We start from the raw sequence: 25,617 nt of genomic DNA on the forward strand, positions 1-25,617 counted from the left end.
CGGAGCCGCCGGACCGAGACGCTCGCCGCGACCGCCGTCCCTACGCTCGCCGCGACCGCCGGTCCGTCGCCTCGTCCGTGCGCCGCAACAGCGCTCGCCCGGGGGCGCGGTCGCGGACCGGCGCGTCGCCGAGGTAGTCGACGAGCGCGTCGCGGAGCAGGGCGACGCCCTCGTCGTCGAGCGCCGCGCCCCGCTCTAACGACTCGATCGGGCGGTGGTACGGTGCCTCGTCGTCGGTCGCGCTCCGCGCGGCGTCGAGCAGCGCGGCGTGAGCCACCCACGCCTCCTCCCGGGAGGTCGTCGGCGCCGGCGGCCCGTCGGTCGTGGGAGGCGTCATTCGTCCGGGTTCTCCCGGTACGAGGACTTAAAACCACGTCCCGGTTTCGCCCCGATCCGGCGCCGAGGAGCCGCGCGCCGCCGTCTCTCCCCGCCGACCGTCGCTCTTCGGGAGTATATACTACTATATAGAATATGTGGAAGCATATAGCCGTACTGGGGAGTATGCGACACCACGTACCGTTCATAGCATACTACTTAACCGGAACTCGTCCACCCACACGTAATGGAGTCCAGTCACGACGCGGACGCAACGGGAATCACGCGGCGGAAATCGCTCGCGGCGATCGCCGGCGCCGGGGCGCTCGGTCTCGCCGGCTGTACGCAGAGCGGAGACGGCGGCTCGGGCGGCGACGAGCTCTCCGGTCCGATCAACATCGCCGGTTCGAGCACGGTGTTCCCGCTGATGAGCGCGGTCATGGAGGACTTCGCCGAGCAGCACCCCGGCGTCGACCCCGACATCAGCTCGACGGGGTCCGGCGGCGGATTCTCGAACTTCTTCTGTACGGGCGACACCGACTTCAACAACGCGAGCCGCCCGATCCAGCCCGAGGAGGAGGAGCTATGCGAGGAGAACGGCGTCGAGTACGTCGAGCTGATTGCGGCGACCGACGCGCTCACGGTCGTCGTCAACCCCGACGCCGACTGGATCGACTCGCTCACGACCGAGGAGCTCGCCCAGATCTGGAAGTCCGACCCCGTCCAGACGTGGGACGAGGTCCGCGACGAGTTCCCGAACGAGGAGATAAACCGCTTCGGCGCCGCCGACACCTCCGGCACGTACGACTACTTCATCGAGGCGATCCTCGAAGAGGAGGGCCACACCAGCGACTATCAGGCGACTGAGCAGGACAACACGATCGCCCAGGGCGTCTCCGGTGACCCGTACGCGATCGGCTACTTCGGCTTCGCGTACTACTTCCAGAACCCCGACCAGCTGAAGGCCCTCGGCATCGACGACGGCGACGGGCCGGTCGAGCCGAGCCTCGAAACCGCCTCGTCGGGCGAGTACACGCCGCTCTCGCGGCCCCTCTTCACCTACCCGTCGATCGAATCGCTCGGCGAGGAGCACATCGCCGAGTTCGCCCGCTACTTCGTCGAACAGACGACGAACGAGGAGCTCGTCGCCAACGACGTCGGCTACGTGCCCGCCACCGAGGAGACGCAGGAGGAACAGATGCAGACGCTCGAAGACGCGATCGAGCAGGCGCAGGGCTGAGCCGGCGCGATGAACCGGTGTATTGATTTACGACAGCGTTCGATACCCCACCGTTCGTGACTGACAGCACAGAGAGTCCCGACCTGTCGCGGCGGGGCGGACTCACACGACTGAAGGAGGGAACCTACGGCGGCCTGTTCGCGGCGTGTGCGGCGATAACCCTGCTCACCACGGCCGCAATCTTCGTCACGCTCCTGTCGGACGCGGTGGTGTTCTTCCGCTCGATCTCGATCGCCGAGTTCCTCACCGGCACCAACTGGAGCCCGAACCCGGCCGGCGGCGGGCAGGCGTTCGGCATCATCCCGCTTCTCATCGGGACGATCACGGTGACGATCACCGCGGCGTTCATCTCGATCCCGATCGGGACGCTCACGGCAATCTACCTCAGCGAGTACGCGACCCCGAACGCCCGGTCGATCCTGAAACCGCTGTTGGAGATCCTCGCGGGGATCCCGACGGTCGTGTACGGGTACTTCGCGCTCGTGTACGTCACTCCGGCGCTGAAGGCGACGCTGTTCCCGGAGATGAGCACGTTCAACGCCCTGTCCGCGTCGATCATGGTCGGGATCATGACGATCCCGATGGTGTCGTCGATCTCCGAGGACGCCATGAGCGCCGTGCCCGACGAGCTGCGGCAGGCCGGCTACGGGCTCGGCGCGACCAAGTTCGAGGTGTCGACCGGCATCGTCGTCCCGGCGTCGATCTCCGGGATCGCCTCCTCGTACATCCTCGCCGTCTCCCGCGCTATCGGCGAGACGATGATCGTCGTCGTCGCCATGGGCGCGCAGGCGCGGATGCCCGCGGTCCGGGAGGCGCTCTTCGGTATCCCCTTCGTCAACCCGGCCGACGTGCTCTTGGAGTCCGGGATGACCATCACCGTCGCGATGGTCCAGATCACCGGCGGCGACCTCACCGGCGGGACGCTCCCGTACAACTCCATGTTCGCGCTCGGCCTCGCGCTGTTCGCGGTAACGCTCGTCATGAACGTGATCAGTGATATCATCGCGCAACGCTACCGGGAGGAGTACTGATGGCGACCGACAACGCGAACGCGAACGGCTTCGGCGAGGTCAGTCGAGTCCGGGGAATCGTCTTCGAGTACCTGTCCCTGGGCGCGAGCGTGTTCGGCCTCGTCGCGCTCGGCGTGCTCCTCGTGTACGTCGCCATCGACGCCTTCGATCTCGCGAACGCGAGCCCGGAGTGGCTGCTGACGTACTTCCTCACGCTCGTCGTCCCGTTCCTCGCGTTCTGCCTGTACAGCGCGAGCGACCCGACCGTGACCCGACGCGCGCTCGGCGCGCTCGGCGGCGGCCTCGTCGCCGTCGCCGCGCTGTTCACCGCCATCGAGGCGCTCGTCGTGCCGATTCCGCGGCTCAACTGGCAGCTCGCGTACCTCTTCGTCGTCGCGGCCCCGGTCACCGCGTACCTCGCGTACGTCGGCAGCGGCGGCCGCGTCGGCGCGGTCGGCTTCGGACTCCTCGGGCGGCTGGTCGGCGGAGCCGCCGTCGGGCTCGCGGTCGGCACGCTGTTCCTCGTGTTCGACCCGCTGCTGTGGTTCCTCGCGTACACGCTCGGGGTCCTCCCGGCCGTCGGGCTGTACGCGTTCGGGCGGCGACGGTCGACGCCCCGAGCGCGGACCGCGGCGGCGCCGGTCGGCCTCGGCGGACTGGTCGCCGCGGTGTTCCTCCGCGAGGTGATCCCGACGTACCCGTCGGACCTGATCATCTACCTCTGGACGGTCGCCGTCCCGGTCGCGGTCGCGGGGGCGCTCCTCGTCGCCGACCGCCGGGGGCGCGTCGCCGCGGCCGCCGTCGGCGGCGTCCCGCTCGCCGCCGCGACTGCCGGGGGGTTCCTGGCGCCCGGCGCCGGGCTGCCCTCCCCGACGGTCCTCCTCGTGCTCGTCTCGACCGGCGTGCCGACCGCGGTGTACGTCTCTCGCGTCGCCGACGCCGGCGAGGGTCTCGCCGGCCTCGGGCTCCCGCTGCTCCTCGCCGCGGGCGCGGTCCTGGGCGCGCTGATCGTCGGAGCACTTGGCTTCCCGGCCCCCGACCCGTGGCTCGACGGGTCGTTCCTCACGGCGGCACCCTCTCGGACGCCGTCGGACGCCGGACTCTATCCGGCCATCGTCGGGTCCGTCATCATCATCGCGCTGGTCGCCGTGCTGTCGTTCGCGCTCGGGGTCGGCACGTCCGTCTTCCTGGAGGAATACACGCCGGGGACCGGGCCGCTCGGGACGCTGACGCGGATCCTCCAGGTCAACATCGCGAACCTCGCGGCGGTGCCGTCGGTCGTCTACGGGCTCCTCGGGCTGGGTCTGTTCGCGAACCTCCTCGGGCTCGGCATCGGGACGGCGGTGACCGCGGCGCTGACGCTGTCGCTGCTCATCCTCCCGATCACGATCATCTCCGCGCAGGAGGCGATCCGGTCGGTGCCGGACGACCTCCGGCGCGGCTCCGACGCCATGGGCGCGACGCGCTGGCAGACGACGAAGAACGTGGTGCTGCCCGAGGCGATGCCGGGCATCCTCACCGGGACGATCCTCGCGCTCGGCCGCGCGATCGGCGAGACGGCGCCGCTGATCATGATCGGCGCGGCGACGACCGTGTTCAGGGCGCCGGACAGCCTGTTCAGTCGGTTCAGCGCCATGCCGATGCAGATCTACACGTGGGCCGGCTTCCCGCAGGCCGACTTCCGTTACGGCGTCGTCGCCGCAGGCGTTATCACGCTACTTCTCATCCTCGTCGGCATGAACGGGACGGCGATTCTGCTGCGGAACCGCGCGGAACGGGGGAGCTAACATGAGTAACACCACATCAGACGACTCGCTCATCACGACGGAGGTACAGGCGGACTCGAACGACGACAGCGCGGCGCCTGCCGCGGGCACCGCGGTGGCGGCGCGGAACCTGAACGTCTACTACGGCGACGAGCAGGCCATCGACGACGTGACGATGGAGATCCCCGAAGAGCGCGTCACCGCGCTCATCGGCCCCTCGGGCTGCGGGAAGTCGACGTTCCTCCGGTGTATTAACCGGATGAACGACATGATCGAGATCTGCCGCGTCGAGGGGGACGTGGAGTTCGGCGGCAAAAACGTGTACGACGCCGACGTCGACCCCGTCGCCCTGCGCCGGAAGATCGGGATGGTGTTCCAGAAGCCGAACCCGTTCCCGAAGTCGATCCGCGACAACGTCGCGTACGGGCTGAAGATCCAGGGGTTCGACGGCGACGTCGACGAGCGCGTCGAGGAGTCGCTGAAGGGCGCCGCGCTGTGGGACGAGGTGAAAGACCAGCTGGACTCCTCGGGCCTCGAACTCTCCGGCGGGCAACAGCAGCGCCTCTGTATCGCCCGGGCCATCGCACCCGACCCGGAAGTCATCCTGATGGACGAGCCGACCTCCGCGTTGGACCCCGTCGCGGCCTCGAAGATAGAGGACCTGATCGACGACCTCGCGGAGGAGTACACGGTCATCATCGTCACGCACAACATGCAGCAGGCGGCCCGGATCTCCGACCGGACGGCCGTGTTCCTCACCGGCGGCGAGCTGGTCGAGTACGACGACACGGCGAAGATCTTCGAGGACCCCGAAGCGCAGCGCGTCGAGGACTACATCACGGGCAAGTTCGGATAACGTTCCTCGAAATTCGCCCGGGGATCCGGAACGGCCGCCGACGCGGTGCGGTCGCCGCGCGCGGCGGGCGCCGTCCGGCGGACTGACGCACCGACGGCCGGACCACCCGAGCGCTTCCGGAATCACTAATCGGCTCCGTGCGTACCGATCGCACGGTGACGATACTCTACGAGCTCATCGGCGACCAGCCGCTCGCCGTCTGGATCGCGCTCGGCGTGATCGGGTTCCTCCTGACGTGGAAGGGCGCGAACGTCGTCGAGTCCACGACCTCGAAGATCAGCGACCACTTTGGCGTCTCGCAGGCGGTACAGGGCGGGCTGATCGTCGCGGCCGCCACGTCGTTCCCCGAGCTCGCGATCATCGTGATCTCCGTCTTGGTCCTCGGCGAGTTCGGCGTCGGCGCCGGGGCGCTCATCGGTACGGCGGTGTTCAACATCTTGGTCATCCCGGCCGCGGTCGCCATCACGAGCGGCGACACGGCGACGACGCAAGGGATCGTCTACCGCGACGCCATCTTCTACACCGTCGCGGTCCTCGCCCTCTTCGGCGTGATCGCCTTGGGCGTCCTCGGGACCGACGGGCGGGAGCTCGCCCGGATCTCCCCGCAGATGGGCGTCGGGCTGTTGGTACTGTACGGCGTGTACGTCATCCTGCTCGTCGGCGGCAAGAGCGGCGCGTCGGACCGGAAACGGGCCGAGTCGACGAACGTCCCGAAGCAGCTCGGCCTGTTCGCGGGCGGGCTGGCCGTCGTGCTCGTCGGCGTCGAGTCGATGATCGGCATGACGCTTCAGGTCGCCGACGCGCTCGGCGCGCCGCCGTTCCTGATCTCCGTGACCGTGCTCTCGGTGATGAGCTCGTTCCCGGACCTCCTCGTCGGCGTGAAGATGGGGCAGGCGGGCGACAAGCGGGCGGCGGTCGCGAACGTCTTCGGGACGAACACGTTCAACCTCGTCGCGGCGCTGCCGATCGGCGTCATCCTCGCCGGCGGGGTGTCGATCGGCTTCCTCACCTCCGTCCCGCTGCTTTTGTTCCTGTTTTACACGACGCTCGTCGTCGTGGTGCTGTCCGCGACGGACTTCGAGATATCGACCGAGGAGGGGTACGTCTTCCTCGCGATGTACGCGGTGTTCCTCGGGTGGATGACGACCGAGGCGCTCGGGGTCACCGCCTTCCTGACCGAGTCGACGCTCCGGACGATCGTCGGGTGAGCGGTTCGTGAGCCGGTCCGAGGCCGGCCACTGAGCGGACCCGCGGGACCGACTACTCAGTCAGAACGCGGACCTCGATGCCGTCGGTGTCGGTGACTACGATCCCGTCGTCGCGCTCGGCGACCGCAAACTCGGCGTCGCCCTCGGCCGCGACCGCGTCGAGCCGCGTTCGGACCGCGTCCAGCGCGGCCACGTCCGGAACGACCACCTCGAACCACGCCAGCCCGCGCCCGCCGGCCGGCGTCGTCCGCCCTCGCCACGTGTTCGCGCCGAGGTGGTGGTGGTAGCCGCCGGCCGCGACGAACCGGACGTCAGGGCCGCTCATCCCCGTCGCGAAGCCGAGTCCGTCGACGTACACCGCCTCGAACGCCGACAGCGAGGTCACTTCGAGGTGTACGTGACCCAGATCGGTGTCGGCGGGAGCGCGATCGACGAGGGCGGCGGAGCCGACTCCGCCGCCGTCGCTCCCGTCGCCGGCGGCCTCGGCGACTCCTTCGATATCGAGCGGTTCGGTCGCCATCCGCGCCGTTCCGCTCCCGGTGCGGGGCCACTCCTCCCGCGGCCGATCGCGGTATATCTCTACCCCGTTTCCCTCCGGGTCGTCGAGGTACAGCGCCTCGCTGACGAGGTGGTCGGAGGCGCCGTCGAGGCGCCACCCCTCCCGGACGCGCGCCAGCGCCTCGCCGAGCGCGGCCCGCGAGGGAACACGAAACGCGGTGTGGAAGAGCCCGGCGTCGCTCTGCTCTCGGTCCGGCGCGTCGGCGTCGCGTTCCAACACGAGCAGCGGGGCCCCTCCCGCCCCGAGCGTCGCGCGCCCGTCGTTGCGGTCGAGGACGGAGAGCCCGACCACGTCGCGGTAGAACGCGACCGCCTCGTCGAGGTCGGCGACCCGGGGCGCCCCGCGGCCGATCCGCGTTTCGGGCGGAAGGCCGCCTCCGCGGTCGCTCGCGGCGGTAGCGGAATCGCCGTCGTTGGTGTCGGTCACGAGACGATCTACGGTCGTCCGCGCGTTCAACGCGTCGGTGGCGGATCCGGATCGGAGGGGGTCCCCCGCTCGGACCTTCCCTATCTTCCGTTAGAATCAAGCGGGCACGTGACCCACCATGGGGCATGAGTGCCGAACAGCAGGAGCGGGCCGTCCGGTGTCTGGTCGCGAAGGTGGGGCTCGACGGCCACGACCGGGGCGCACACGTGATCGCGCGGGCGTTCCGCGACGCCGGCTTCGAGGTCGTCTACTCCGGGCTCCACCGGGCGCCCGAGGACATCGTTCAGGCGGCGGTTCAGGAGGACGTGGACGTGCTCGGCATCTCGATTCTCTCGGGCGCGCACAACACCTTGGTCCCGAAGGTGATCGAGGGGCTCGAGGAGTACGACGCGTTCGACGACACCCTCGTCCTCGTCGGCGGGATCATTCCGGACGAGGACGAGGACGACCTGAAGGAGCTCGGCGTCGCCGAGGTGTTCGGCCCCGGGACGCCGATGGAGGAGACGATCGAGTTCATCCGGAACAACGTTCCGGAGCGCGCGTAGATGGCCGGGCCGGACGCATCCGCAGTCGCCGACGCGCCGACGCTCTCCGAGGCGGACGCCGCGCTCGTCGAGGACCTCCTCGCGGGGAGCCACCGCGCCCTCGCCCGCGTGATCACCAAGATCGAGAACCGGACGCCGGGCTACCGGGCGATCGTCTCCGCGCTCCACGAGCACACCGGCGGCGCGGACGTGGTCGGGATCACGGGCTCGCCCGGCGCCGGGAAGTCGACGCTCGTCGACAAGCTCGCCGCCGCCTACCGCGAGCGCGGCGACACGGTCGGCGTGATCGCGGTCGACCCCTCTTCGCCGTACACCGGCGGCGCCGTCCTCGGCGACCGTATCCGGATGGGGTCGAACGTCGGCGACATGGACGTGTTCTTCCGGTCGATGAGCGCGCGCGGTCAGCTCGGGGGACTCTCGACGGCGACCGCGGACGCCGTGAAGGCGCTCGACGCCTTCGGGAAGGACTTGGTCGTGTTAGAGACCGTCGGCGCCGGACAGAACGAGGTGGACGTGGTTCGCACGGCCGACACGGTCGCGGTGCTCGTCCAGCCCGGCTCCGGCGACGACGTCCAGACGCTGAAGGCCGGCATCCTCGAGATCGGCGACGTGTTCGTCGTCAACAAGGCTGACATGGACGGCGCACAGCGGACCGTCGCCGAGCTAGAGGAGATGGTCCACCGCCGCGAGGGCGGTACGACCGGACGCGACGCCGGCCACCACGGCGCGACCTCGACGGCCCCGACCGGCGCCGGGGGCTCGTCGTCCGATCACGGCGACGGCGACCGCGCGGGTGGGTCCGGACACAGCGGGTCCGATCCGCACGCGGGCGATTCCGACGGGTCGTGGACGCCCGACGTGTTAGAGACCGTCGCGAACACCGGCGAGGGCGTGGCGGCGCTGATCGAGACGTTCGACGCGCACGCGGCCTACCTCCGGGAGTCCGGTCGGATCGCGGCGACGGAGCGGCGCCGGTACGCCGAGGAGATCCGCACGCTCGTGCGGGCGGACGTGGGGTCGCTCGCGACCGCCGAGATCGAACGGCACGGCGGGATCGACCGGCTCGCGGAGCGCGTCCGCGACCGGGAGACGGACCCGTACGCGGTCGCCGAGGCGATCGTCGGTCCGATCGCCGACTGCGTCGACGAGGCCGCGGACGGCGACGCCGGCGACTGACGGGCGGTTCCCCGAACGCCCGGCCCGCTCCGAGGGGCGGTGTTCCGCCGCGTCCCACGAGTATAAGTCGCCAGCGAACCAACAGTTTGTATGAAGCTCAGGAACCTCCTCGGCGGCGCCGTCCTCGGCGTCGGCGCGCTCGCCGCGCTCAACACCGGCCTCCGCTACGAGGGCGAACTGGAGTCCCCGCTCGACGGCGACGACGGCCTCTTCCGCTGGCGCGGGATGGACGTCGCGTACACCGAGGCGGGCGATCCGGACGACCCCGACCTCGTGTTGCTCCACGGGATCAACGCCGCCGGTTCCTCCGGCGAGTGGCGCGCGGTGTTCGACGACCTGGCCGACGAGTACCACGTCGTCGCGCCCGACTTCCCGGGGTACGGCCGCTCCGACCGGCCGCCGCTCCGGTACTCCGCGGCGCTGTACGAGGACTTCGTTCACGACTTCCTCGCCGAGTTCGACGAGCCCGCGGTCGTCGCCTCCTCGCTGTCGGCGGCGTACGCGGCCGCCGCGGTCGACGACGGCGACGCGGACGGCGGGGTCGAGCTGAGCGGCTTCCTCGCCGTCTGTCCCACCGCGACCGCGGGGCCGAGTCCGGCGAAGGGGTGGCTCCGCGAACTGCTCCGCGCGCCGCTCGTCGGCCGGGCGCTGTTCAACGCCATCACGGCGAAGCCGTCGATACGGTACTTCAACGCCGACCACGGCTACGACGACCCGGCGAACCCGAGCGCGGAGTGGACCGACTACGAGTGGCGCACGACCCACATCGAGAACGCGCGCTTCGCGCCCGCGTCGTTCGTCTCCGGGACGCTCAACAGCGAGATCGACCTCGCGGCCGCGCTCGCCGACCTCGACGTGCCCCCGACGATCGTCTGGGGCCGAGAGGCGACCGTGAGCCCCCTGACGGACGGCCGCGAACTCGCGGACGCGGCCGACGCGCGCCTCGTCGTCTTCGACCGCGCGCGGCTGCTCCCGCACGTCGAACACCCCGACCGCTTCGTCGAGACGGTCGAGGAGGCGCTCGTCGCCGGCGCGACCGCGTAACGACCGGTCTCGTCCGCGATTCTCAGCCCTGAATATCGAACGGTCACGGATAAGTACGCCACTCCCCGAGGACTCGCAATGACGGACACGTTTCGCCTCCTGTGCGTCGACGACGAACCGGGGCTGGCCCGGCTCGTGGCGACGCACCTCGAACGAGACGACGACCTCGGCTGCGAGACGGCGGCCGAGACGGACCCCCGCGAGGCGCTCCGCCGCGTCGAGCGCGAGTCGTTCGACTGCGTCGTCAGCGACTACGACATGCCCGGCCTCACCGGCGTCGAACTGCTCTCGGCGGCGCGCGAGGCCGAGCCGGAGCTCCCGTTCCTGCTGTTCTCGGCGACCGGTCCCGACGAGATCGCGGCCGAGATGGTCCGCGCAGGCGTCAGCGACTACGTCTCGAAACACGGGGGCGCGGACGGTTACACCGCACTGCTCCGCCGCGTCAAACGCGCCGAGGCGGGCGAGCGCGGGCGCCTCGACGCCGGCTTCGACGACGGCCGTCCCTCGGACGTCGCGCTCGACGGCGTCTGTACCGTGGGACCGGACGGCACCTTCGAGTTCGTCGGCGAGGAGTACGGCGAGCTGTACGGGTACGACCCCGAGGAGCTCGAAGGTGAGCCGTGGCAGCGGCTCCACCCCGCCGACGAAGTCGAGCACATCCGCACCCACATCATCCCGGCCGTAACCGGCGGCGAGCGGTGGAGCGGGACGAGCACGGGGCTCCGGGCGGACGGCAGCCGGTTCGCCGAGTCGAAGATGGTGAGCACCACCGCGGACGACCGGCTGGTCATCTCGGTGTCGCCGCTCGACGCCGTCGGACGCGCCGCCGACGACTGAGCCGACCCGCTGCCGGCTCGCGACGGCTCCTCACTCGTCGCGGCGGACGTACAGCGTCTTCTCGCAGGCCGCGTGGACCCCCCCGTCCTCGTCGACGAGCGAGACGAGGTACTCGCGGTCGGTCGACTCGCCCGGGTCGAGTTCCTCGCGGATCGCCTCGGTTTCGTTGGACGGCAGTTCGAACTCCGCGTACAGCGTGTCGCGACCCGGCTCGATAAACTCCAGCGCCGCCGACTTGTCCCACACGGTGAACCCGTCGCCGAGGACGCGGCGGAGCATCATCATGTACACCGGGTCGATCGCGGCGTAGACACTGCCGCCAAAGATTGTGCCGACCGCGTTCCGGGTGCGCCAGTTCAGCGGAACCCGGATCCGGACGTACCGCCACCCGGCGGCGATGTGGTCGACGCGCGCCCCGGTCCCCCGGTACGCGGGCAGGAGGTTGAACCCGTACCGCCAGAGCCGGGTCCGGCGGCTCTCCGCCGGCGGGTCCTCGCGAAGCGGTCGCGGGTCGGGATCGCGGTCGACCCCGGTCGGGGAATCGGTCACGCCGATTCGGGGGGTTCCGCCGACAAACCGGTGTCGGAACCGGCGACAACGCGTCCGGGGTTTCACAGAGGAACAGGGAGGAATCCCACGGCTTCAGTCGTGGATCACTGGCGTCTAACACGCGTTTACGCGGATCTCGACGGCGCGTGCCTGCGAGCGGCCGACAGGCCGCGAGGAGCACGCCCGAGGGACGCCGCGAACGCCCGCGGGGCGTGAGCGGGAGCGAGGCGCGAGGCGCCTCTGGCAGCCGGCGACGAGGCTGGGGAGGCGTGAGGTGCGGGGCCTCGCGGCTGGGACCTCGGAGGCGGTTTCGACCAATCCGTGTTCCGCCACTCCCGAGCGAACGGTCGGGCTCTCGGAATCGTTTGCGCCGGCGTCGCCGCCGCCCCGTCTCACTACTCTCTTCGCGTAGCTGGCCCGAAACGGGTATCCCCGCGCGACCGCAACCCGACACCGATGGAGTGCGACAAGTGCGGGGCCGACGCGATCCACCACGCCGCCTACTCCGGGGCGCACCTCTGCGGCCAACACCTCCGGCAGTCGGTCGAGAAGCGCGTGAAGCGTCGGGTCCGCGAGGATGGCCTCCTCGACCCGGACGCGACCCCCGACGACCCCGACCGCTGGGTGATCGGCCTCTCCGGCGGGAAAGACAGCGTCGCCCTGACGACGATCCTGGACGACGTGTTCGGGAAGGACCCCCGCGTGGAGATGCTCGCCTTAACGATCCACGAGGGGATCGAGGGGTACCGCGACGCGAGCGTGGACGCCTGCGTGGAGCTGGCCGACGACCTCTCCATGCGCCACGAACTCGTGTCTTACGAGGAGGAGTTCGACGTGCGGATGGACGACGTGGTCGAAGACGACCCCGAGAATATGGCGGCCTGCGCGTACTGCGGCGTGTTCCGCCGCGACCTGCTGGAGAACTACGCCGCCGAGTTCGACGCGGACAAGCTGCTCACCGGACACAACCTCGACGACGAGGCGCAGACCGCCATGATGAACTTCCTCGAAGGCGACGTGCGGCAGGTCGCGAAACACTTCGACGCCTCGCTCGGGCCCTTCGACGAGCGCGGGGACACCGACGCGTTCGTCCCGCGTGCCAAGCCGCTCCGCGACGTGCCCGAAAAGGAGATCGCGCTGTACTGCCACGTCCGCGACCTCCCCACGCACATGGCGGAGTGCCCCCACGCCGAGGAGGCGTACCGCGGCGAGATCCAGTCGACGATCCACGCCTTAGAGGAGAACCACCCCGGCGCGCGCCACTCGATCATGGCCGGCTACGAGGAACTGTCCGCGCTCGCGGCCGACGCCTACCGCGGGGACGGCGAGAAGGGAGACGACGCCGACGGCGAGAGCTCCGCCCTCCGCGAGTGCGAGCGCTGCGGCTCGCAGACGAGTCGCGACGTCTGTCGGAAGTGCCGGCTGCTAGAATCGATCGAAGCCGTCTGAGCGCGGAAGACGCGCGCCGGCGCGTCGGAAAAAGTCGACCGCGGTCGATCCCCGGACGACCGAGGGTCAGCGGATGACGTCGAGTCCGTTGTTCTTCTCGATCTGGTCGCTGCCGCCGTCGGACTCCCAGCCGCGGTCGGTGCCGCCGGAGACCGCCGGCTCGCCCCTGTTGCCCGCGCCGCCTGCGCCGCCCGCACCGCCTGCTGCCTCGTTCGCCTCGGCGGCCCGGGAGCGCGAGTCGCCGAGGTCGTCGGCGTTGACCGCCGCCCGTGACTTGTCGGCCTGCTTCTGGGTGGAGGGGCCGAGTACCTGCGCGCTCTGGACGCCCGTCATGATCGCCATGACGCGCACCTTCCCCTTGTACTCCTCCTGGATGCGTGCGCCCCAGATCACGTTGGCGCTCGCCTCCAGCCGCTCGGTGATGTTGTTCGCGATTCCCTCGGCCTCCTTCAGCGTGAGGTCCGGGCCGCCAGTGATGTGGACGAGCCCGCCGGAGGCGCCGCGGTAGTCGACGTCGAGCAGCGGGTGGTTCATCGCGTCGTTGACCACCTCTTGGGTCTTGTTCTTGTCCTGCGTCTCGCCGACGAGCATGACCGCGACGCCGCCTTGGTTCATGATCGTCGACATGTCCGCGTAGTCGAGGTTGATGAGGCTCGGTTGGGTGATCGTCTCGGAGATCCCCTTCACCGTCTCCGCGATGATCTGGTCCATCACGGAGAACGCCTTCCCGATCGGCAGGTTCGGGACGTAATCGAGCAGGCGGTTGTTGTCGAGGACGATGATCGAGTCGGCCTCGTTCCGGAGGTCTTCGAGCCCCTCTTCGGCTTTCACCGTGCGGGCGCGCTCGACGTTGAACGGGGTCGACACCATCCCGACGACGATGGCGCCCTGCTCTTTGGCGATCTTCGAGACGACGGGCGCCGCGCCGGTGCCCGTGCCGCCGCCCATGCCGGCGGTGACGAAGACGAGGTCCGCGTCGCCGAGCACCTCTTTGATCGTCCCCTGCGCCATCTCCGTGGCGCGCTCGCCCATCTTGGGGTCGCCGCCGGCACCGAGCCCCTGCGTGAGCGACTTGCCCACGAGGATCTTGGTGTCGGCCTCGATCATCTTGAGGTGCTGTTTGTCCGTGTTGATGGCGACGGTGTCGGCGCCGTCGACGCCGATGTTGTACAGCCGGTTGACCGTGTTGTTCCCGGCGCCGCCGGCACCGACGATGACGATCCGGGGGTCCCCGAACTCGTCGTCGTCCATGTCGACGTCCATGTCGCGTTTCTCCGCTTCCGCGTTGTCGAGGGCGTCCTGAACGAGATCTTGCATCAGTTTACACCTTCGCCCAGCTGCGGTTGCGGCCGCGCTCGTCGCGCTCGCCGTCCTGTTCGTTCAACATGTCGCGGACGGCCGACCGGATCGCCTCGCTCCGGTTCGGGAACTCGCCCGTTTCCACCATCTGTTCGACCTCGTCGATCTGCTGTTTCGGGATTCGTAGTGTCACACGCTCCATTGTATTCCCCCGGTAAGACGGCGAACACGCGACGCGTGTGTCTTACAGTCCGGAGCCGCCCGGGCAGGGGGCCGTGCCCCGAGCCGGACGCCCGTTGTAAGACGACCGTCTTACGCAACTCAAATCACCGAGGCTACCAATATAAAACTATCGGACGTTGTAAGACAAACCGCTGAGTCGGTCGATTTCGACGGATTTGAGCGCTTACAACCTGTTACCTGTCTTTCAATACGTCTGCGGCCGGGGTCCGCCGACCGCAGCCAGGGCAGAACGCCCAGTCCGTCCGGATCTCGTCACCGCACTCGCAGAACGCTCTGTGCGACTGCTTTTCTCCGCAGTTCGGGCAGTACACGTGCTCTCGCGGGACGACCTCGCCGCAGCCACCGCAAGCACTTTCGCCCGTCTGCGCCTCACGGTTCCGGGCACCGACGCTATCCTCCGTCTTACGTCCGCCCGAGTCCGCCGCCTCGGCCGTCTCACGCGCCACACTGACGGCCTCCGCCGGCTCGCTCGACCCGGCTGACGGCGCGTCGAGCGTGACGTTTACGTTGACGTCGCCGGCGCCGCCGGGCGCGTACGCGGGTAGACCGGCGCCGTCCGCCGAGCCGAGCCGCTCGTCGAGCGCCGCGTCGAGCCGCTCCGCGATCAGCTCGTCGACGCGGTCCGCGAGGGCGTCGTCGACGCTCCCGGCCGCGGCGTCGGACGCGTCGGACGCGCCGTCCTCCGCGTCGACCTCGTCGAGGTGCGTCCGGAGCGCCTCCCGCATCACCTCGCTCTTGGAGGCGTCACACGCTTCCAGCCGGTCGACGAGGTCGTCGTCCGCCCGGAAGGTGATCTTGCTCATACCGGACTCGTACCGCCGGTCGGTACAAGTATCTTCCCCCGTTGTCTGACACGTTTACCGAATCCGAAATGTTTGGCCGAACGTCGATACGCCGCGGCGTTCGCCCCCGATCGTGGTATTTGGTCACACATGTGTCTGACGCAGATTTATACGCGTCGCGCGAGCATGCGTGAATATAATGAGTAACCGCGTCGAGGACCTCGAACGGCAGGTCGCGGAGCTACAGGCGGCGGTCAACGGGCTCACCGAGGAGCTCGTCGAGATGAAGGAACGCGTCCGACAGCTCGAAGACGAGCGGTCGGTCGCGGTCGAGGCCGACGCCGCCGAGCCCGCGGCCGATCGCTCGGCGGGAGACGACCCCGCGGCCGAGGAGGCCGGGGACGACTCGGCGTCCGGCGGCGAGCGGACGACCCACTCCGACGACCACGTCGACGTCTTCGAGTCCGTCGAGGAGTCGTCCGACGGGGCGGACGCGGCCAGCGCGGACGCCGCGAGCGACGGTGAGGACGTCATCGTGCCCGAGCAGTCGGCGACGACGCCCGACGCCGACGCGGCGGCCGAGGAGCCCGCCGAGGACGACGAGGGCGAGTCGAGCGAGGGCGACGACATCATCGTCGCGTAACCGGTCGCCTCCGACCACATGCACATCACTGAAGTCGTTCTGGACGGGTTCAAGAGCTTCGGGCGAACGACGAGGATCCCCTTCTACGAGGACTTCACGGTCGTCACCGGCCCGAACGGCTCGGGGAAGTCGAACATCATCGATGGCGTGCTGTTCGCGCTCGGCCTCGCCCGCACTCGCGGGATCCGCGCCAAGAAGCTCACCGACCTCATCTACAACCCCGGCCACGACGACGGCGAGGCCGCCGACGGGCCGAACGAGGCCTCGGTGACCGTGGTTCTCTCCAACGAGGACGGGACCCTCGACCGGTCGCAGGTCGTCTCCGCGGCCGGCACGGAGAACGTCGGCGACGTCTCCGAGATCACGATCAAGCGGCGAGTCAAGGAGACCGAGGACAACTACTACTCGTACTACTACCTCAACGGCCGTTCGGTGAACCTCTCGGACGTTCAGGATCTGCTCGCGGCCGCGGGCGTGACGCCGGAGGGGTACAACGTCGTCATGCAGGGCGACGTCACCGAGATCATCAACATGACCCCCTACCAGCGGCGGGGAATAATCGACGAGATCGCGGGCGTCGCCGAGTTCGACGAAAAGAAGGAGGCCGCCTACGAGGAGCTCGACACCGTCGAGGACCGCATCGGCGAGGCGGACCTCCGGATCGGCGAGAAGGAGGACCGGCTCGACCGGCTCTCCGACGAGCGCGAGACCGCCCTCCAGTACCAGGAGCTCCGCGACGAGTTAGAGGAGTACCGCGGGTTCCGCAAGGCCTCCGAGCTGGAGGAGAAGCGCGACGCGCTCGCGACCGTCGAGGCCGACATCGACGAGGCCGAGGCGGACCTCGGTGAGCTCCGCGCGGAACTCGACGCCAGACAGGGGAAGCTCACCCGGCTGGAGGAGGACCTCGAAGACCTCAACCACGAGATCGAGACGAAGGGCGAAGACGAGCAGATCGAGATCCGCTCGGAGATCGAGGAGATCAAAGGCGGGATCTCGCGGCTGGAAGACAGGATCGAGTCGGCGGAGTCGCGCGCCGAGTCCGCCGAGAACGACCGCCGGCAGGCGTTCGTCCAGATCGACCGCAAGGAGGAGACAATCGAGGAGTTGGAAGGCGAGATCCGCGAGACGAAAGTGGAGAAGGCCTCGGTGAAATCGGAGTTGGCGACGAAGCGCTCCGAGTTGGCCGACGTAGAGGCGGAGATCGAGGGTGCCGACACCGAGTTCGACGAGCTGAAGGCCGAGCTGTCGGAGAAGAAGGAGGCGATCGAGTCGCTCCGCGCGGAAAAAAACGAGACGCAACGCGAGAAAGACCGGCTGCTCGACGAGGCCCGCCGCCGCTCGAACGCGGTGAGCGAGGCTCGCGAGGAGCTGGAGGAGGCCCGGGAGTCGCTCCCGGAACACAAAGCGCGGATCTCCGAGCTGAAAGGGGAGCTCGACAAGGCCGAGAAGAATCAGGCGACCATCGAGGACGCGGTCGCCGACCTGTTCGCCGAGAAGGCGGAAGCAGAGGAGCGCCTCGAGGCGATCGAGGACACCCTCCGCGAGAAGCAGAACGAGTACGCCAAGCTGGAGGCGGCGGCCGACCAGCGCGGCGACGCCTCGTGGCCCCGGGCGGTCACCGAGGTGAAGAACGGCGGCATCGACGGCGTCCACGGCGCGGTCGGCGAACTCGCCTCTGTCGAAGCCCAGTACGCCGAAGCCTGCGAGACCGCGGCCGGCGGGCGGCTGGCGAACGTCGTCGTCGACGACGACGGTGTCGGCTCGACCTGTATCGACTACCTCAAGCGGCGCAACGCGGGCCGGGCGACGTTCCTCCCCGTCACGGAGATGGACGACCGGAGCCTGCCGCGGAAACCCTCGCTGCCGGGCGTCGTCGATTTCGCGCGGAACCTCGTCGACTACGACGCCGAGTACGAGTCGATCTTCTCGTACGTGCTCGGCTCGACGCTCGTCGTCGAGGACATGGCGACCGCCCGCGATCTGATGGGCGACTACCGGATGGTCACCCTCGACGGCGACCTCGTCGAGAAGTCGGGCGCGATGACCGGCGGCTCCGGCGGCGGCTCCCGCTACTCGTTCACGAAGTCCGGCGGCGGCAAGATCGAACGGCTCGCGACGGAGATCTCGGAACTCGAAGACGAGCGCCGGTCGGTCCAGTCCGAGATCGACGCGCTCGACGACGACATCGAGGACGCGCGCGACCGGAAGGCCGACGCGGCCGAGCGCGTCCGGTCGTTGGAGGCGGACGTCGAGCGCGCAGAAGACGACCTCGCGGAGGCGGAAGCCCGGATCGAGGAGCTAGAGGCCGAACTGGAGGAGCTGGAGGCGGAACGCGAGTCGGTCGACGCGGAGATGACCGCGTTAGACGAGGAGCTGGCGGAGACGGACGCGGAGATCGACGAGCTCGCGGCCGAGATCGACGAGATCGAGGCCGAACTCGCCGACTCGAAGATCCCCGAGCTCTCCGAGCGCGCCGACGAGATCCGCGCCGAGATCGGCGACCTCGACGACCGCATGAGCTCGCTCGACGGCCGGATCAACGAACTGGAGTTAGAGAAGGGGTACGCCGAGGACGCGCTCGACGACCTCCACGACGACGTCGAGGAGGCCCAGAACGCGAAGGCGGAGGCCGAGGAGGCGATCGCCGACCACGAGGCGGCGATCGAGGAGAGGGAGGCGGAGCTCGAAGCGAAGAAGGAGGCGATCGCCGACCTCGAAGAAGAGCTCTCGGCGCTGAAAAGCGACCGCGAGGAACTCCGCGAGGAGATCCGCGAGGCGACGCAGGCGCGCGACGAGCAGCGGTCGCTCGTCGCCGAGGCCGAGTCGGACCTGTCGGACCTCACCGACCGCCGCGACCGCTTGGAGTGGGAGATCGACGAGTTAGAGTCGCAGGTCGGCGCCTACGAGGCCGACGAGATCCCCGACCTCGACGAGGTGGAGTCGCGGATCGAGGAGCTGGAGACCGAGATGGAGGCGTTAGAGCCGGTGAACATGCTCGCGATCGACGAGTACGAGGAGGTCGAGGCCGCGCTCGACGAGCTCCGGGAGCGCCGGGACGTGCTCGTCGAGGAGCGCGACGCCATCGAGGAACGCATCGAGGGGTACGAGGCGGCGAAGAAGGAGACGTTCATGGAGACGTTCGAGTCGATCAACGACCACTTCGAGGACATCTTCGCGCGCCTCTCGGCCGGGACGGGGGAGCTCGTCTTGGAGAACCCCGAGGACCCGTTCGAGGAGGGGCTGACGATGAAGGCCCAGCCCGCGGACAAGCCGGTCCAGCGGCTCGACGCGATGAGCGGCGGGGAGAAGTCGCTCACCGCCCTGTCCTTCATCTTCGCCGTTCAGCGCCACAACCCCGCGCCGTTCTACGCGCTCGACGAGATCGACGCCTTCCTCGACGCCGTCAACGCCGAGCGCGTCGGCGAGATGATAGAGGAGCTGGCCGAGGAGGCGCAGTTCGTCGTCGTCGGCCACCGCGCGGCGCTGTTGGAGCGCTCGGACCGCGCCATCGGCGTCACGATGCAGGGCGACAACCTCTCGGCGGTGACCGGGATGCAGTTCGGCGACGACGCCGACGAGGAGGTGAGCGCGGATGACTGAGGAGGGCGACGGGGCCGCCGGCGGCGTCCCGGACCTCGACCTGACGAGCGACCGCGACGGCGCGCCCCCGTTCACGGACGACGCGTCCGGAGACGAGGCGGAGTCGACCGGCGCGCCCGATTTGGACGTGCCCGACGTCTCACCGTCGGACGTGCCCGATGTCGCACCGCCGGACGAGACCGACGACGACGAGGTCGAGCCAGTCGAGCTCCTCGTCCAGCTCGCCGAGGAGGGCGAGATCGAACCGTGGGACATCGACATCGTCCAAGTGACGGACGCCTTCTTGGAGAAGCTCGACGAGACGGACCTCCGAACGACCGGCCGGGCGCTGTTCTACGCCAGCGTCCTCCTCCGGATGAAAAGCGACGGCATGCTGGCGGACGACGACGAGGACGAGGAGCCGGAGCCAGAGCCGTGGGAGGTCGCGATGGAGGGCGGCGCGCCCGACCCGGCCGCCGACGGGTTCGACCCGGTCGACAAGCTGGAGGCCGAGATTGACCGCCGGCTCGACCGGAAGAACACTCGCGGGTCGCCGGAGACGCTCGACGAGCTCGTGCGGGAGCTGCGCGAGGCCGAGCGCGGCTCGTGGTGGAAGGACTCCCGGGAGTACGACACCTCGGAGTCGCCGCACGGCCACGCCCGCGGCACGCAGACGCTCGACTACCGCGCCGGCGACGAGTTCCGGCAGGACGGCGAGCCGACCGCGGGCGAGGCGACCGACCGCACCCACGACGAGGACATCGAGGAGGTGATCGTGGAGATCGACGGCGTCCTTCGGACGCACTTCGACCGCGGGCGCACGGAAGTGCTGTTCGCGGAGATCGAGAGCGCCGGCGGCCGCCCGTTCATGACGTACCTCGCGCTGCTGTTCATGGCCCACCGCGGCTCGGTCCGCCTCCAGCAGGACGACCTGTTCGGCGACCTCTGGGTGAAGGACCCGTCTGCGATGACCGCCGAGTCGGAAGCGATCGCGGACTAATACGTTTCTAGGGAGGGAACCGTCCCCAGTGATGTCGCCGTTCTGTAGTGAATAGCTGCCCGCCAATCGGCGGCGAACGCCTCCGAAGCCCCAGCCGTGAGGCGGGCAGACGCTCTTTGCGCTCCTCGTCGCTCGTTTCACTCGCTCCTGCGGTGCTTACGTCGCCTCTGCCCGCCTCACGGCTGCCCCTTCGAGTCCCGCCCCGCCCCACACCGCCCCCGCACCTCACACTCCCCAGCCTCGTCGGTCGCCCTCCGCGCTGCTCCGGGCGACCGACTCCCTCGCGCGTGCTCCTCGTGGCCGCCGCTTCGCTCCGGCCGCTCACAGGCACGCGCCACCGCACGGCGCGTCTATTTACAAGTAGTCGCCGAGCAGGGGCTCAACGCGCTCCTTCGTCTCCTCGGGGATCGCCTCCGTCGGCGTGTTGACGGTGCCTTCGAGCGACGTGTGCGCGTCACACTCCAAGTCCTCGGGCAGGGTCCGCACGGCCTCCTCGACGGCGGCCTTGATCGCCGCCTGGTTCTGCTCGGCGTTCTCGAGCACCTCTTCGAGCGTCACCTCGCTGTCCGCCTTCCACACGTCGTAGTCGGTGACGCCGGCGATCGTCGCGTACGCGATCTCGGCCTCGCGGGCCAGCTTCGCCTCCGGGATCGCGGTCATGCCGACGAGGTCCCAGCCTTGGCTCTTGTAGAACTCCGACTCCGCGCGCGTCGAGTACTGCGGCCCCTCGATACAGACGTAGGTGCCGCCCTTCACGACGTCTGTGCCGTCGTCCCCCTCGCCGCCGACGGCGGACTCGGCCGCCTCGGTGAGGTGGTCGACGAGCTCGGGGCTGTACGGGTCCGCGAACGGCTGGTGGACGACGACCCCGTCGCCGTAGAAGGAGAGGTCGCGGTGTTTCGTCCGGTCGTAGATCTGGTCGGGAACGACGAGCGTGCCGGGCGCTAACTCCTCCTTCAGGCTCCCCACCGCGTTCGACGCGAACACGTGGGTGACCCCCGCCTGCTTCAGGGCGTACATGTTGGCGCGGTACGGGAGGTCGGTCGGCGAGACGCCGTGGTTCGAGCCGTGGCGCGGGAGGAAGGCGACCTCGCGGCCCGTGTCGCCGAACTCGCCGATCGTCACCGCGTCGCTCGGCTCGCCGTACGGCGTGTCGAACGCGACCTCGCGCACGTCGTTGAGGGGGAGCGCCTCGTAGATGCCGCTGCCGCCGATGAATCCGATGGTTCCCATACCCCGAGTGCGCCCGCTCGCTACTTATAAGGAGTGAACGCGGTCGGCGGCCGCGGTCGACGGCCCGGCGCGTCGTCGACGGCTCCGCGGAGAACCCGTCTCACAGCAGCCAGCGGACCGCCGCGAGCGCCACCGCGCTCACGGCGAGGAGGTGGACGAGCACCGCGCCGACGGGCGCGGCGCCCACCGCACGCATGTCGTCGACCCGGATCGAGAGCCCGAGGCCGACGAACGCCAGCGCGAACAGCGCGTCCGACACGCACCCGATCGACGCCAGCGCGGCCGGCGAGAGCAGCCCGCTGTTGGCGACCGCCGCCACGGCGAGGAAGCCGAGCAGGAACTTCGGGAACTCCGCCCACAGCCGCCGGACGCCGGGGTCGGCGGCCGACCGCGCCGCGTACGCCAGCGAGTACGCGACCGCGACGCCGCCAAGGAGCGAGTTGCGCGCCAGTTTCGTCACGGTCGCCCACTGCCCTGCCTCGGGCGAGTAGGCGAACCCGGCGGCCGCGACGGGGCCGGTCGAGAACATGCTCACGCCCGCCCAGACGCCGAACTGTCGACCGGTGAGGCCGAGCCACTCGCCCGCGAGCGGGAACGCGACGAGCGTCGCGGCGTCGAACAGCAGGATCGTCGCGGCCGCGAAGGTGATCGCGGTCCCGCGCGCGTCCAGCACCCGGCCGATTGCGACGACCGCGGAGACCCCGCAGATGCTCGCGCCGGCCGCCAACAGGGAGGACGTGGGCGACCCGATCCGGAAGAGCCCGCGCGCGACGACCTCCGCGAACAGGAGCCCGCCGGCGACGACCGCCACCACGAGCCCGAGGACGGTCGGTCCCGCGGCGAGGAACTCCTCGACCGCCACCGTCGCGCCGAGCAGCACGATGCCGGTCTCTAAGAACAGCTTGTCGGCGCTCACGCCCGGCTCCGCGATCTCGGGGATCCCGACGGTGTTGCCGAGCCCGACGCCGATCCCGACGGCGACGACGAGCGGCTGGAGGCCGGGGACCGCGTCCGCGACGAGCGTCGCGGCGACCGCGCCGCCTGCGAGCAGCGCGAGGCCGGGCAGGTACGCGCGGACCGCCTCGCCGATCCCCGTCACAGCGCCTGCCCGACGAGGTGCGCGGCGACGATCCCGAGCCCCAGCGCGAGCGCCTGCCAGCCGCGGTCGAGCGCGGTCCAGCGGTCGACGAGGCCGGTTCCGGTCGCCGGGCCGTCTGACGCGACCCCGTCGTCGCGGTTCGATGCCATGGCCCGAATCGGTCCGGCCGACACTTACTGGTGTCGCTCGCGCCGGTGACGGTCGAGCGCCGTCCCGTCGATGGCCTCGCAACCGCTGAACGGTCGGGGTCGCGGGCGCTACCGGACTGCGAGAGCGCTTACCGGTCGCGCGCCGCCCGGTACCGCTCGCGGATCGACGCGAACAGCTCCACCCCGGCGTCGGTCCGGAGCCGCGGCTCGCTCGTCGCGAAGAACTCGTCGAGGTCGTCGTACTCGCGGAACGCATCGGGATCGCCGCGCTCCGGGTCGTACCGGTCGCCGCGCTCGTAACGCAGGGCTTGGAGGCAGGTGTCGAGCAGGTCGCACTCCTTGACGAGGACCGCCTCCGGCGAATTGCGGGCCTCGTACGCCTCCCACGCGTCCCGCACGCGCTCCGGGAGCGGGCCGGCGAGGTCGCGCAGGGCCTCTCGCTCGGCGGCGACCTTCGCCTCGCGATCGACCGCGTCCCCGGTCGCGTCGTCGTCGGCCGTCACGTCGGCCGCCCGCGTCGCCACGTCGCCCGTCTCCGCCTCGGCGACGTCGTGGACGACCGCCAGCCGGAGGGCGCGGTCGCGGTCGACGCCCGGGAGGTCCTCGCGGAACCGGTCCCCGAGCGTCAACACGAGGTACGCGACGCCCCACGAGTGGGCGGCGACGGACTCGGGCTCGTCGACCCCGCGGAGCTGCCACCCCGTGCGCCGCTCGTCTTTGAGCGCGTAGGCGTCGAGGAGGGCGTCGAGCGCCGCGTCGTCTGCGGGGTCAGCGTCGGCGTCGTCTCCGGGGGCCATCGCTCGGTCCGGCTACTCGGCGAGCGCCCACGTCTCGTCGCCGACGGGCTCGGCCACGTCCCGCCGGACCATCTCGTCGATGACCTCGTCGAGGCGGCCGGGCTGGGCGACCTCCATCTCGATCCGGCCGATGCCGTGGTACTCCTCTAAGTAGTGCCGGAGGTCCTCCCGCGAGAACGTCGAGTCGTCGGCGCGCTCCATGGCGCCCTCCGTGAGGTCGATCATGTCTTCGAGGAAGTTCCACGGGTAGACGACCCACGTCCACTGTTCGAGCCGTTCGCCCACGAAGTCGGGCTGGAACTCGGAGGTGCCCAAGAGCTGGAGGGTCGCGGTGCGGACCTCGCCCGCGCCGCGGTCCTCGACGTACTCCTCGGCGCGGCTGATCGAGCCGCCGGTGTCGGCGATGTCGTCGATGATGAGGACGTTCTTGTCCTCCACGCTCCCCTCGGGCATCGGGTAGCGGATCTGCGGTTCGTCGCTCTTCTCGGCCGCCCCCACGTAGTGTTCCATCTTGAGGCTGGTGAGGTCGTTGAGCCCGAGGAAGTCGCAGATACACCGCCCCGCGAACCAGCCGCCGCGGGCGAGGGCGACGACCACGTCCGGCTCGAAGTCGGCCCGCTTCACCGCGTCGGAGACGTTGCGGCAGAGCCCGTAGATGTACTCCCAGTTGGTGAGCGTGCAGTCGAAGTCGTCCGGGAGGTCGCTCATACGGGCGTACCTGCCACCCGCGCGCTGATAAGGGTTTAGCTCCGGCGCTCGCCCCGCGCCGGTCGACTACCGATCGATGCCGCCGCCGCCGGCCACCACGCCCTCGACCTCCCCGGGCGTGACGACGGCGACGTCGCCCGCGACGGTGCGTTTCAGCGCCGCGACCGCGGCCGCCCACTCCAGCGCGGCCGGGAGGTCGCCGCCGTCGATCCGCTTCGCGAGGTAGCCCGCGACGAACGCGTCTCCGGTGCCGATCGCGTCGATCGTTTCCGCGTCGAAGACGCCCTGCTCGTACACCTCGCCGTCGCGCAGCGCGACCGCGCCCTCCGTCCCGCGGGTGACGACGACCGTCTCGACGCCGAACTCCGCGGCCAGTCCGTGCGCGATCGCGACCGCGTCGCCCTCGCGGTCCAACACCTCGCGGGCGTCCCGCCGCGGGACGAACAGCGTGTCGACGTGCTCGAACAGGCTCTCATAGGCCGCTCGCGCGGTCTCCGGGTCCCAGAGCTTCTCCCGGTAGTTCAGGTCGAACGAGCGAGTGAGCCCCGCGTCGCCCGCCTCGCGCAGCAGCGCGGCCGCCGTCTCCGCGGCGCGGTCGGACAGCGCGGGCGTGATCCCGGTGGTGTGGAACCGGCTCGCGTCCGCGAACGACGCCGTCGACAGGTCCCCGGGCGTCACCGTCGTGATCGCGGCGTCCCCGCGGTCGTACACGACGTTCGACCCCCGCGGCGCGCCGCCGCGTTCGAGGTAGTACGTCCCGACGCGGCCCTCAGCCGGGTCGGTCCACGCCACCTCGGGCGTCACTCCGTGGCTCCGCAGCTCGTTCGTCACTCGGCGCCCCGGCGGGGAGTCCGGCAGCTTCGAGAGCCAGACGGCGTCGACGCCGAGCCGCGACGCGCCGACCGCCACGTTGCTCTCGGCGCCGCCTGCCTGAACGTCGAGCGAGTCCGTCGTCTCCAGCCGCTCGCCGCGCGGGGGCGACAGGCGGAGCATCGTCTCGCCGAACGTCACGAGGTCGGTCACGCCGACCACCCTTCGGTTCGCATACTCGGCCGTCGCCGGGCCAGCACAAAAGCGTCCGCGATCGCCGCGCAGCGCGCGGGCG

Annotated in this window: 25 protein-coding genes; 13 read left to right on the forward strand and 12 right to left on the reverse strand. The window is 69.9% G+C overall.

What is annotated here, in order from left to right:
• Positions 1-40 precede the first annotated feature (40 nt).
• Positions 41-337 (reverse strand): DUF7853 family protein, encoded by a 297-nt coding sequence (locus tag EO776_RS03200; RefSeq protein WP_049931477.1) that lies wholly within the window; start codon positions 335-337, stop codon positions 41-43.
• Positions 338-562: 225 nt separating this feature from the next.
• Between EO776_RS03200 and EO776_RS03205 the strand changes: the two genes are divergently transcribed.
• The 5 genes from EO776_RS03205 to EO776_RS03225 all read left to right on the forward strand — a co-directional run bounded on the left by EO776_RS03205 (position 563) and on the right by EO776_RS03225 (position 6,395).
• On the forward strand, positions 563-1,555 hold the full coding sequence (locus EO776_RS03205; RefSeq protein ID WP_049931478.1) for a PstS family phosphate ABC transporter substrate-binding protein: 993 nt from the start codon (positions 563-565) through the stop codon (positions 1,553-1,555).
• Positions 1,556-1,611: 56 nt separating this feature from the next.
• A complete protein-coding gene (gene pstC, locus EO776_RS03210; protein WP_089308007.1) occupies positions 1,612-2,586 on the forward strand; it encodes a phosphate ABC transporter permease subunit PstC in 975 nt (324 codons plus the stop codon).
• Positions 2,586-4,352, forward strand: coding sequence for a phosphate ABC transporter permease PstA (pstA, locus tag EO776_RS03215; RefSeq protein ID WP_094579592.1), 1,767 nt, complete (start codon positions 2,586-2,588; stop codon positions 4,350-4,352). The genes pstC and pstA overlap by 1 nt, the downstream gene beginning before the upstream one ends.
• 1 nt (position 4,353) lies before the next feature.
• A complete protein-coding gene (gene pstB, locus EO776_RS03220; protein ID WP_086215905.1) occupies positions 4,354-5,187 on the forward strand; it encodes a phosphate ABC transporter ATP-binding protein PstB in 834 nt (277 codons plus the stop codon).
• A gap of 155 nt (positions 5,188-5,342) precedes the next feature.
• A complete protein-coding gene (locus EO776_RS03225) occupies positions 5,343-6,395 on the forward strand; it encodes a sodium:calcium antiporter (protein ID WP_086215904.1) in 1,053 nt (350 codons plus the stop codon).
• 52 nt (positions 6,396-6,447) lie between these two features.
• Here EO776_RS03225 and EO776_RS03230 read toward each other — a convergent pair whose 3' ends face one another.
• On the reverse strand, positions 6,448-7,380 hold the full coding sequence (locus EO776_RS03230) for a VOC family protein (RefSeq protein ID WP_129452357.1): 933 nt from the start codon (positions 7,378-7,380) through the stop codon (positions 6,448-6,450).
• A gap of 125 nt (positions 7,381-7,505) precedes the next feature.
• Here EO776_RS03230 and EO776_RS03235 point away from each other — a divergent pair, with 125 nt between their 5' ends.
• The 4 genes from EO776_RS03235 (at position 7,506) to EO776_RS03250 (ending at position 10,982) form a co-directional block, all read left to right on the forward strand.
• The gene (locus tag EO776_RS03235) at positions 7,506-7,925 is read left to right on the forward strand and encodes a cobalamin B12-binding domain-containing protein (RefSeq protein ID WP_049931484.1); all 420 of its coding nucleotides are present in this window, start codon (positions 7,506-7,508) and stop codon (positions 7,923-7,925) included.
• Entirely contained in the window at positions 7,926-9,101 is a 1,176-nt protein-coding gene (gene meaB / locus EO776_RS03240; protein ID WP_049931485.1) for a methylmalonyl Co-A mutase-associated GTPase MeaB, read from the forward strand.
• Positions 9,102-9,191: 90 nt separating this feature from the next.
• On the forward strand, positions 9,192-10,145 hold the full coding sequence (locus tag EO776_RS03245; protein WP_094520686.1) for an alpha/beta fold hydrolase: 954 nt from the start codon (positions 9,192-9,194) through the stop codon (positions 10,143-10,145).
• 78 nt (positions 10,146-10,223) lie between these two features.
• Positions 10,224-10,982, forward strand: coding sequence for a response regulator (locus EO776_RS03250; protein ID WP_049931487.1), 759 nt, complete (start codon positions 10,224-10,226; stop codon positions 10,980-10,982).
• Positions 10,983-11,012: 30 nt separating this feature from the next.
• On the opposite strand, the gene EO776_RS03255 is transcribed toward EO776_RS03250, so the two are convergent.
• On the reverse strand, positions 11,013-11,531 hold the full coding sequence (locus tag EO776_RS03255; protein ID WP_094520685.1) for a DUF4442 domain-containing protein: 519 nt from the start codon (positions 11,529-11,531) through the stop codon (positions 11,013-11,015).
• Positions 11,532-11,987: 456 nt separating this feature from the next.
• Here EO776_RS03255 and ncsA point away from each other — a divergent pair, with 456 nt between their 5' ends.
• Positions 11,988-12,980, forward strand: coding sequence for a tRNA 2-thiolation protein NcsA (gene ncsA, locus EO776_RS03260; protein WP_049931489.1), 993 nt, complete (start codon positions 11,988-11,990; stop codon positions 12,978-12,980).
• 66 nt (positions 12,981-13,046) lie between these two features.
• Here the strand turns inward: ncsA and ftsZ are convergent, their stop codons facing one another.
• From ftsZ to EO776_RS03275, 3 genes are all read right to left on the reverse strand, one after another.
• Positions 13,047-14,297 carry a cell division protein FtsZ gene (ftsZ, locus tag EO776_RS03265; RefSeq protein WP_049931490.1) on the reverse strand — a complete coding sequence of 417 codons (1,251 nt, stop codon included), beginning with the start codon at positions 14,295-14,297 and terminating at the stop codon, positions 13,047-13,049.
• A gap of 4 nt (positions 14,298-14,301) precedes the next feature.
• The gene (locus EO776_RS03270; protein ID WP_006111915.1) at positions 14,302-14,481 is read right to left on the reverse strand and encodes a ribbon-helix-helix domain-containing protein; all 180 of its coding nucleotides are present in this window, start codon (positions 14,479-14,481) and stop codon (positions 14,302-14,304) included.
• A 214-nt stretch (positions 14,482-14,695) separates the two neighbouring features.
• On the reverse strand, positions 14,696-15,325 hold the full coding sequence (locus EO776_RS03275) for a double zinc ribbon domain-containing protein (RefSeq protein WP_094579591.1): 630 nt from the start codon (positions 15,323-15,325) through the stop codon (positions 14,696-14,698).
• A gap of 178 nt (positions 15,326-15,503) precedes the next feature.
• Between EO776_RS03275 and EO776_RS03280 the strand changes: the two genes are divergently transcribed.
• The 3 genes from EO776_RS03280 to EO776_RS03290 are packed head-to-tail and all read left to right on the forward strand — an operon-like array spanning position 15,504 to position 20,526.
• Positions 15,504-15,947, forward strand: coding sequence for a DUF7518 family protein (locus EO776_RS03280; RefSeq protein ID WP_094579590.1), 444 nt, complete (start codon positions 15,504-15,506; stop codon positions 15,945-15,947).
• An 18-nt stretch (positions 15,948-15,965) separates the two neighbouring features.
• Positions 15,966-19,547, forward strand: coding sequence for a chromosome segregation protein SMC (gene smc, locus EO776_RS03285; RefSeq protein ID WP_089308002.1), 3,582 nt, complete (start codon positions 15,966-15,968; stop codon positions 19,545-19,547).
• Positions 19,540-20,526: a segregation and condensation protein A gene (locus tag EO776_RS03290; protein WP_094579589.1), complete on the forward strand. Its 987-nt coding sequence runs from the start codon at positions 19,540-19,542 to the stop codon at positions 20,524-20,526. The genes smc and EO776_RS03290 overlap by 8 nt, the downstream gene beginning before the upstream one ends.
• Positions 20,527-20,880: 354 nt before the next feature.
• Here the strand turns inward: EO776_RS03290 and mtnP are convergent, their stop codons facing one another.
• From mtnP to kdgK1, 6 genes are all read right to left on the reverse strand, one after another.
• Positions 20,881-21,759 carry an S-methyl-5'-thioadenosine phosphorylase gene (gene mtnP, locus EO776_RS03295; RefSeq protein ID WP_094519460.1) on the reverse strand — a complete coding sequence of 293 codons (879 nt, stop codon included), beginning with the start codon at positions 21,757-21,759 and terminating at the stop codon, positions 20,881-20,883.
• Positions 21,760-21,859: 100 nt separating this feature from the next.
• A complete protein-coding gene (locus EO776_RS03300; RefSeq protein ID WP_100050369.1) occupies positions 21,860-22,858 on the reverse strand; it encodes a YeiH family protein in 999 nt (332 codons plus the stop codon).
• Positions 22,855-23,007, reverse strand: a complete 153-nt coding sequence (locus tag EO776_RS18850; RefSeq protein ID WP_176454917.1) for a hypothetical protein — start codon at positions 23,005-23,007, stop codon at positions 22,855-22,857. Before EO776_RS18850 ends, EO776_RS03300 begins: the two co-directional genes overlap by 4 nt.
• A gap of 128 nt (positions 23,008-23,135) precedes the next feature.
• Positions 23,136-23,804, reverse strand: coding sequence for an HD domain-containing protein (locus tag EO776_RS03305; protein WP_100050370.1), 669 nt, complete (start codon positions 23,802-23,804; stop codon positions 23,136-23,138).
• Positions 23,805-23,816: 12 nt separating this feature from the next.
• On the reverse strand, positions 23,817-24,512 hold the full coding sequence (locus tag EO776_RS03310) for a phosphoribosyltransferase (RefSeq protein ID WP_049931497.1): 696 nt from the start codon (positions 24,510-24,512) through the stop codon (positions 23,817-23,819).
• Positions 24,513-24,578: 66 nt separating this feature from the next.
• Positions 24,579-25,544, reverse strand: coding sequence for a bifunctional 2-dehydro-3-deoxygluconokinase/2-dehydro-3-deoxygalactonokinase (kdgK1, locus tag EO776_RS03315; RefSeq protein WP_186279051.1), 966 nt, complete (start codon positions 25,542-25,544; stop codon positions 24,579-24,581).
• Positions 25,545-25,617 lie beyond the last annotated feature (73 nt).

The sequence above is a fragment of the Halorubrum ezzemoulense genome (assembly GCF_004126515.1).
GTDB classification, from domain to species: domain Archaea; phylum Halobacteriota; class Halobacteria; order Halobacteriales; family Haloferacaceae; genus Halorubrum; species Halorubrum ezzemoulense.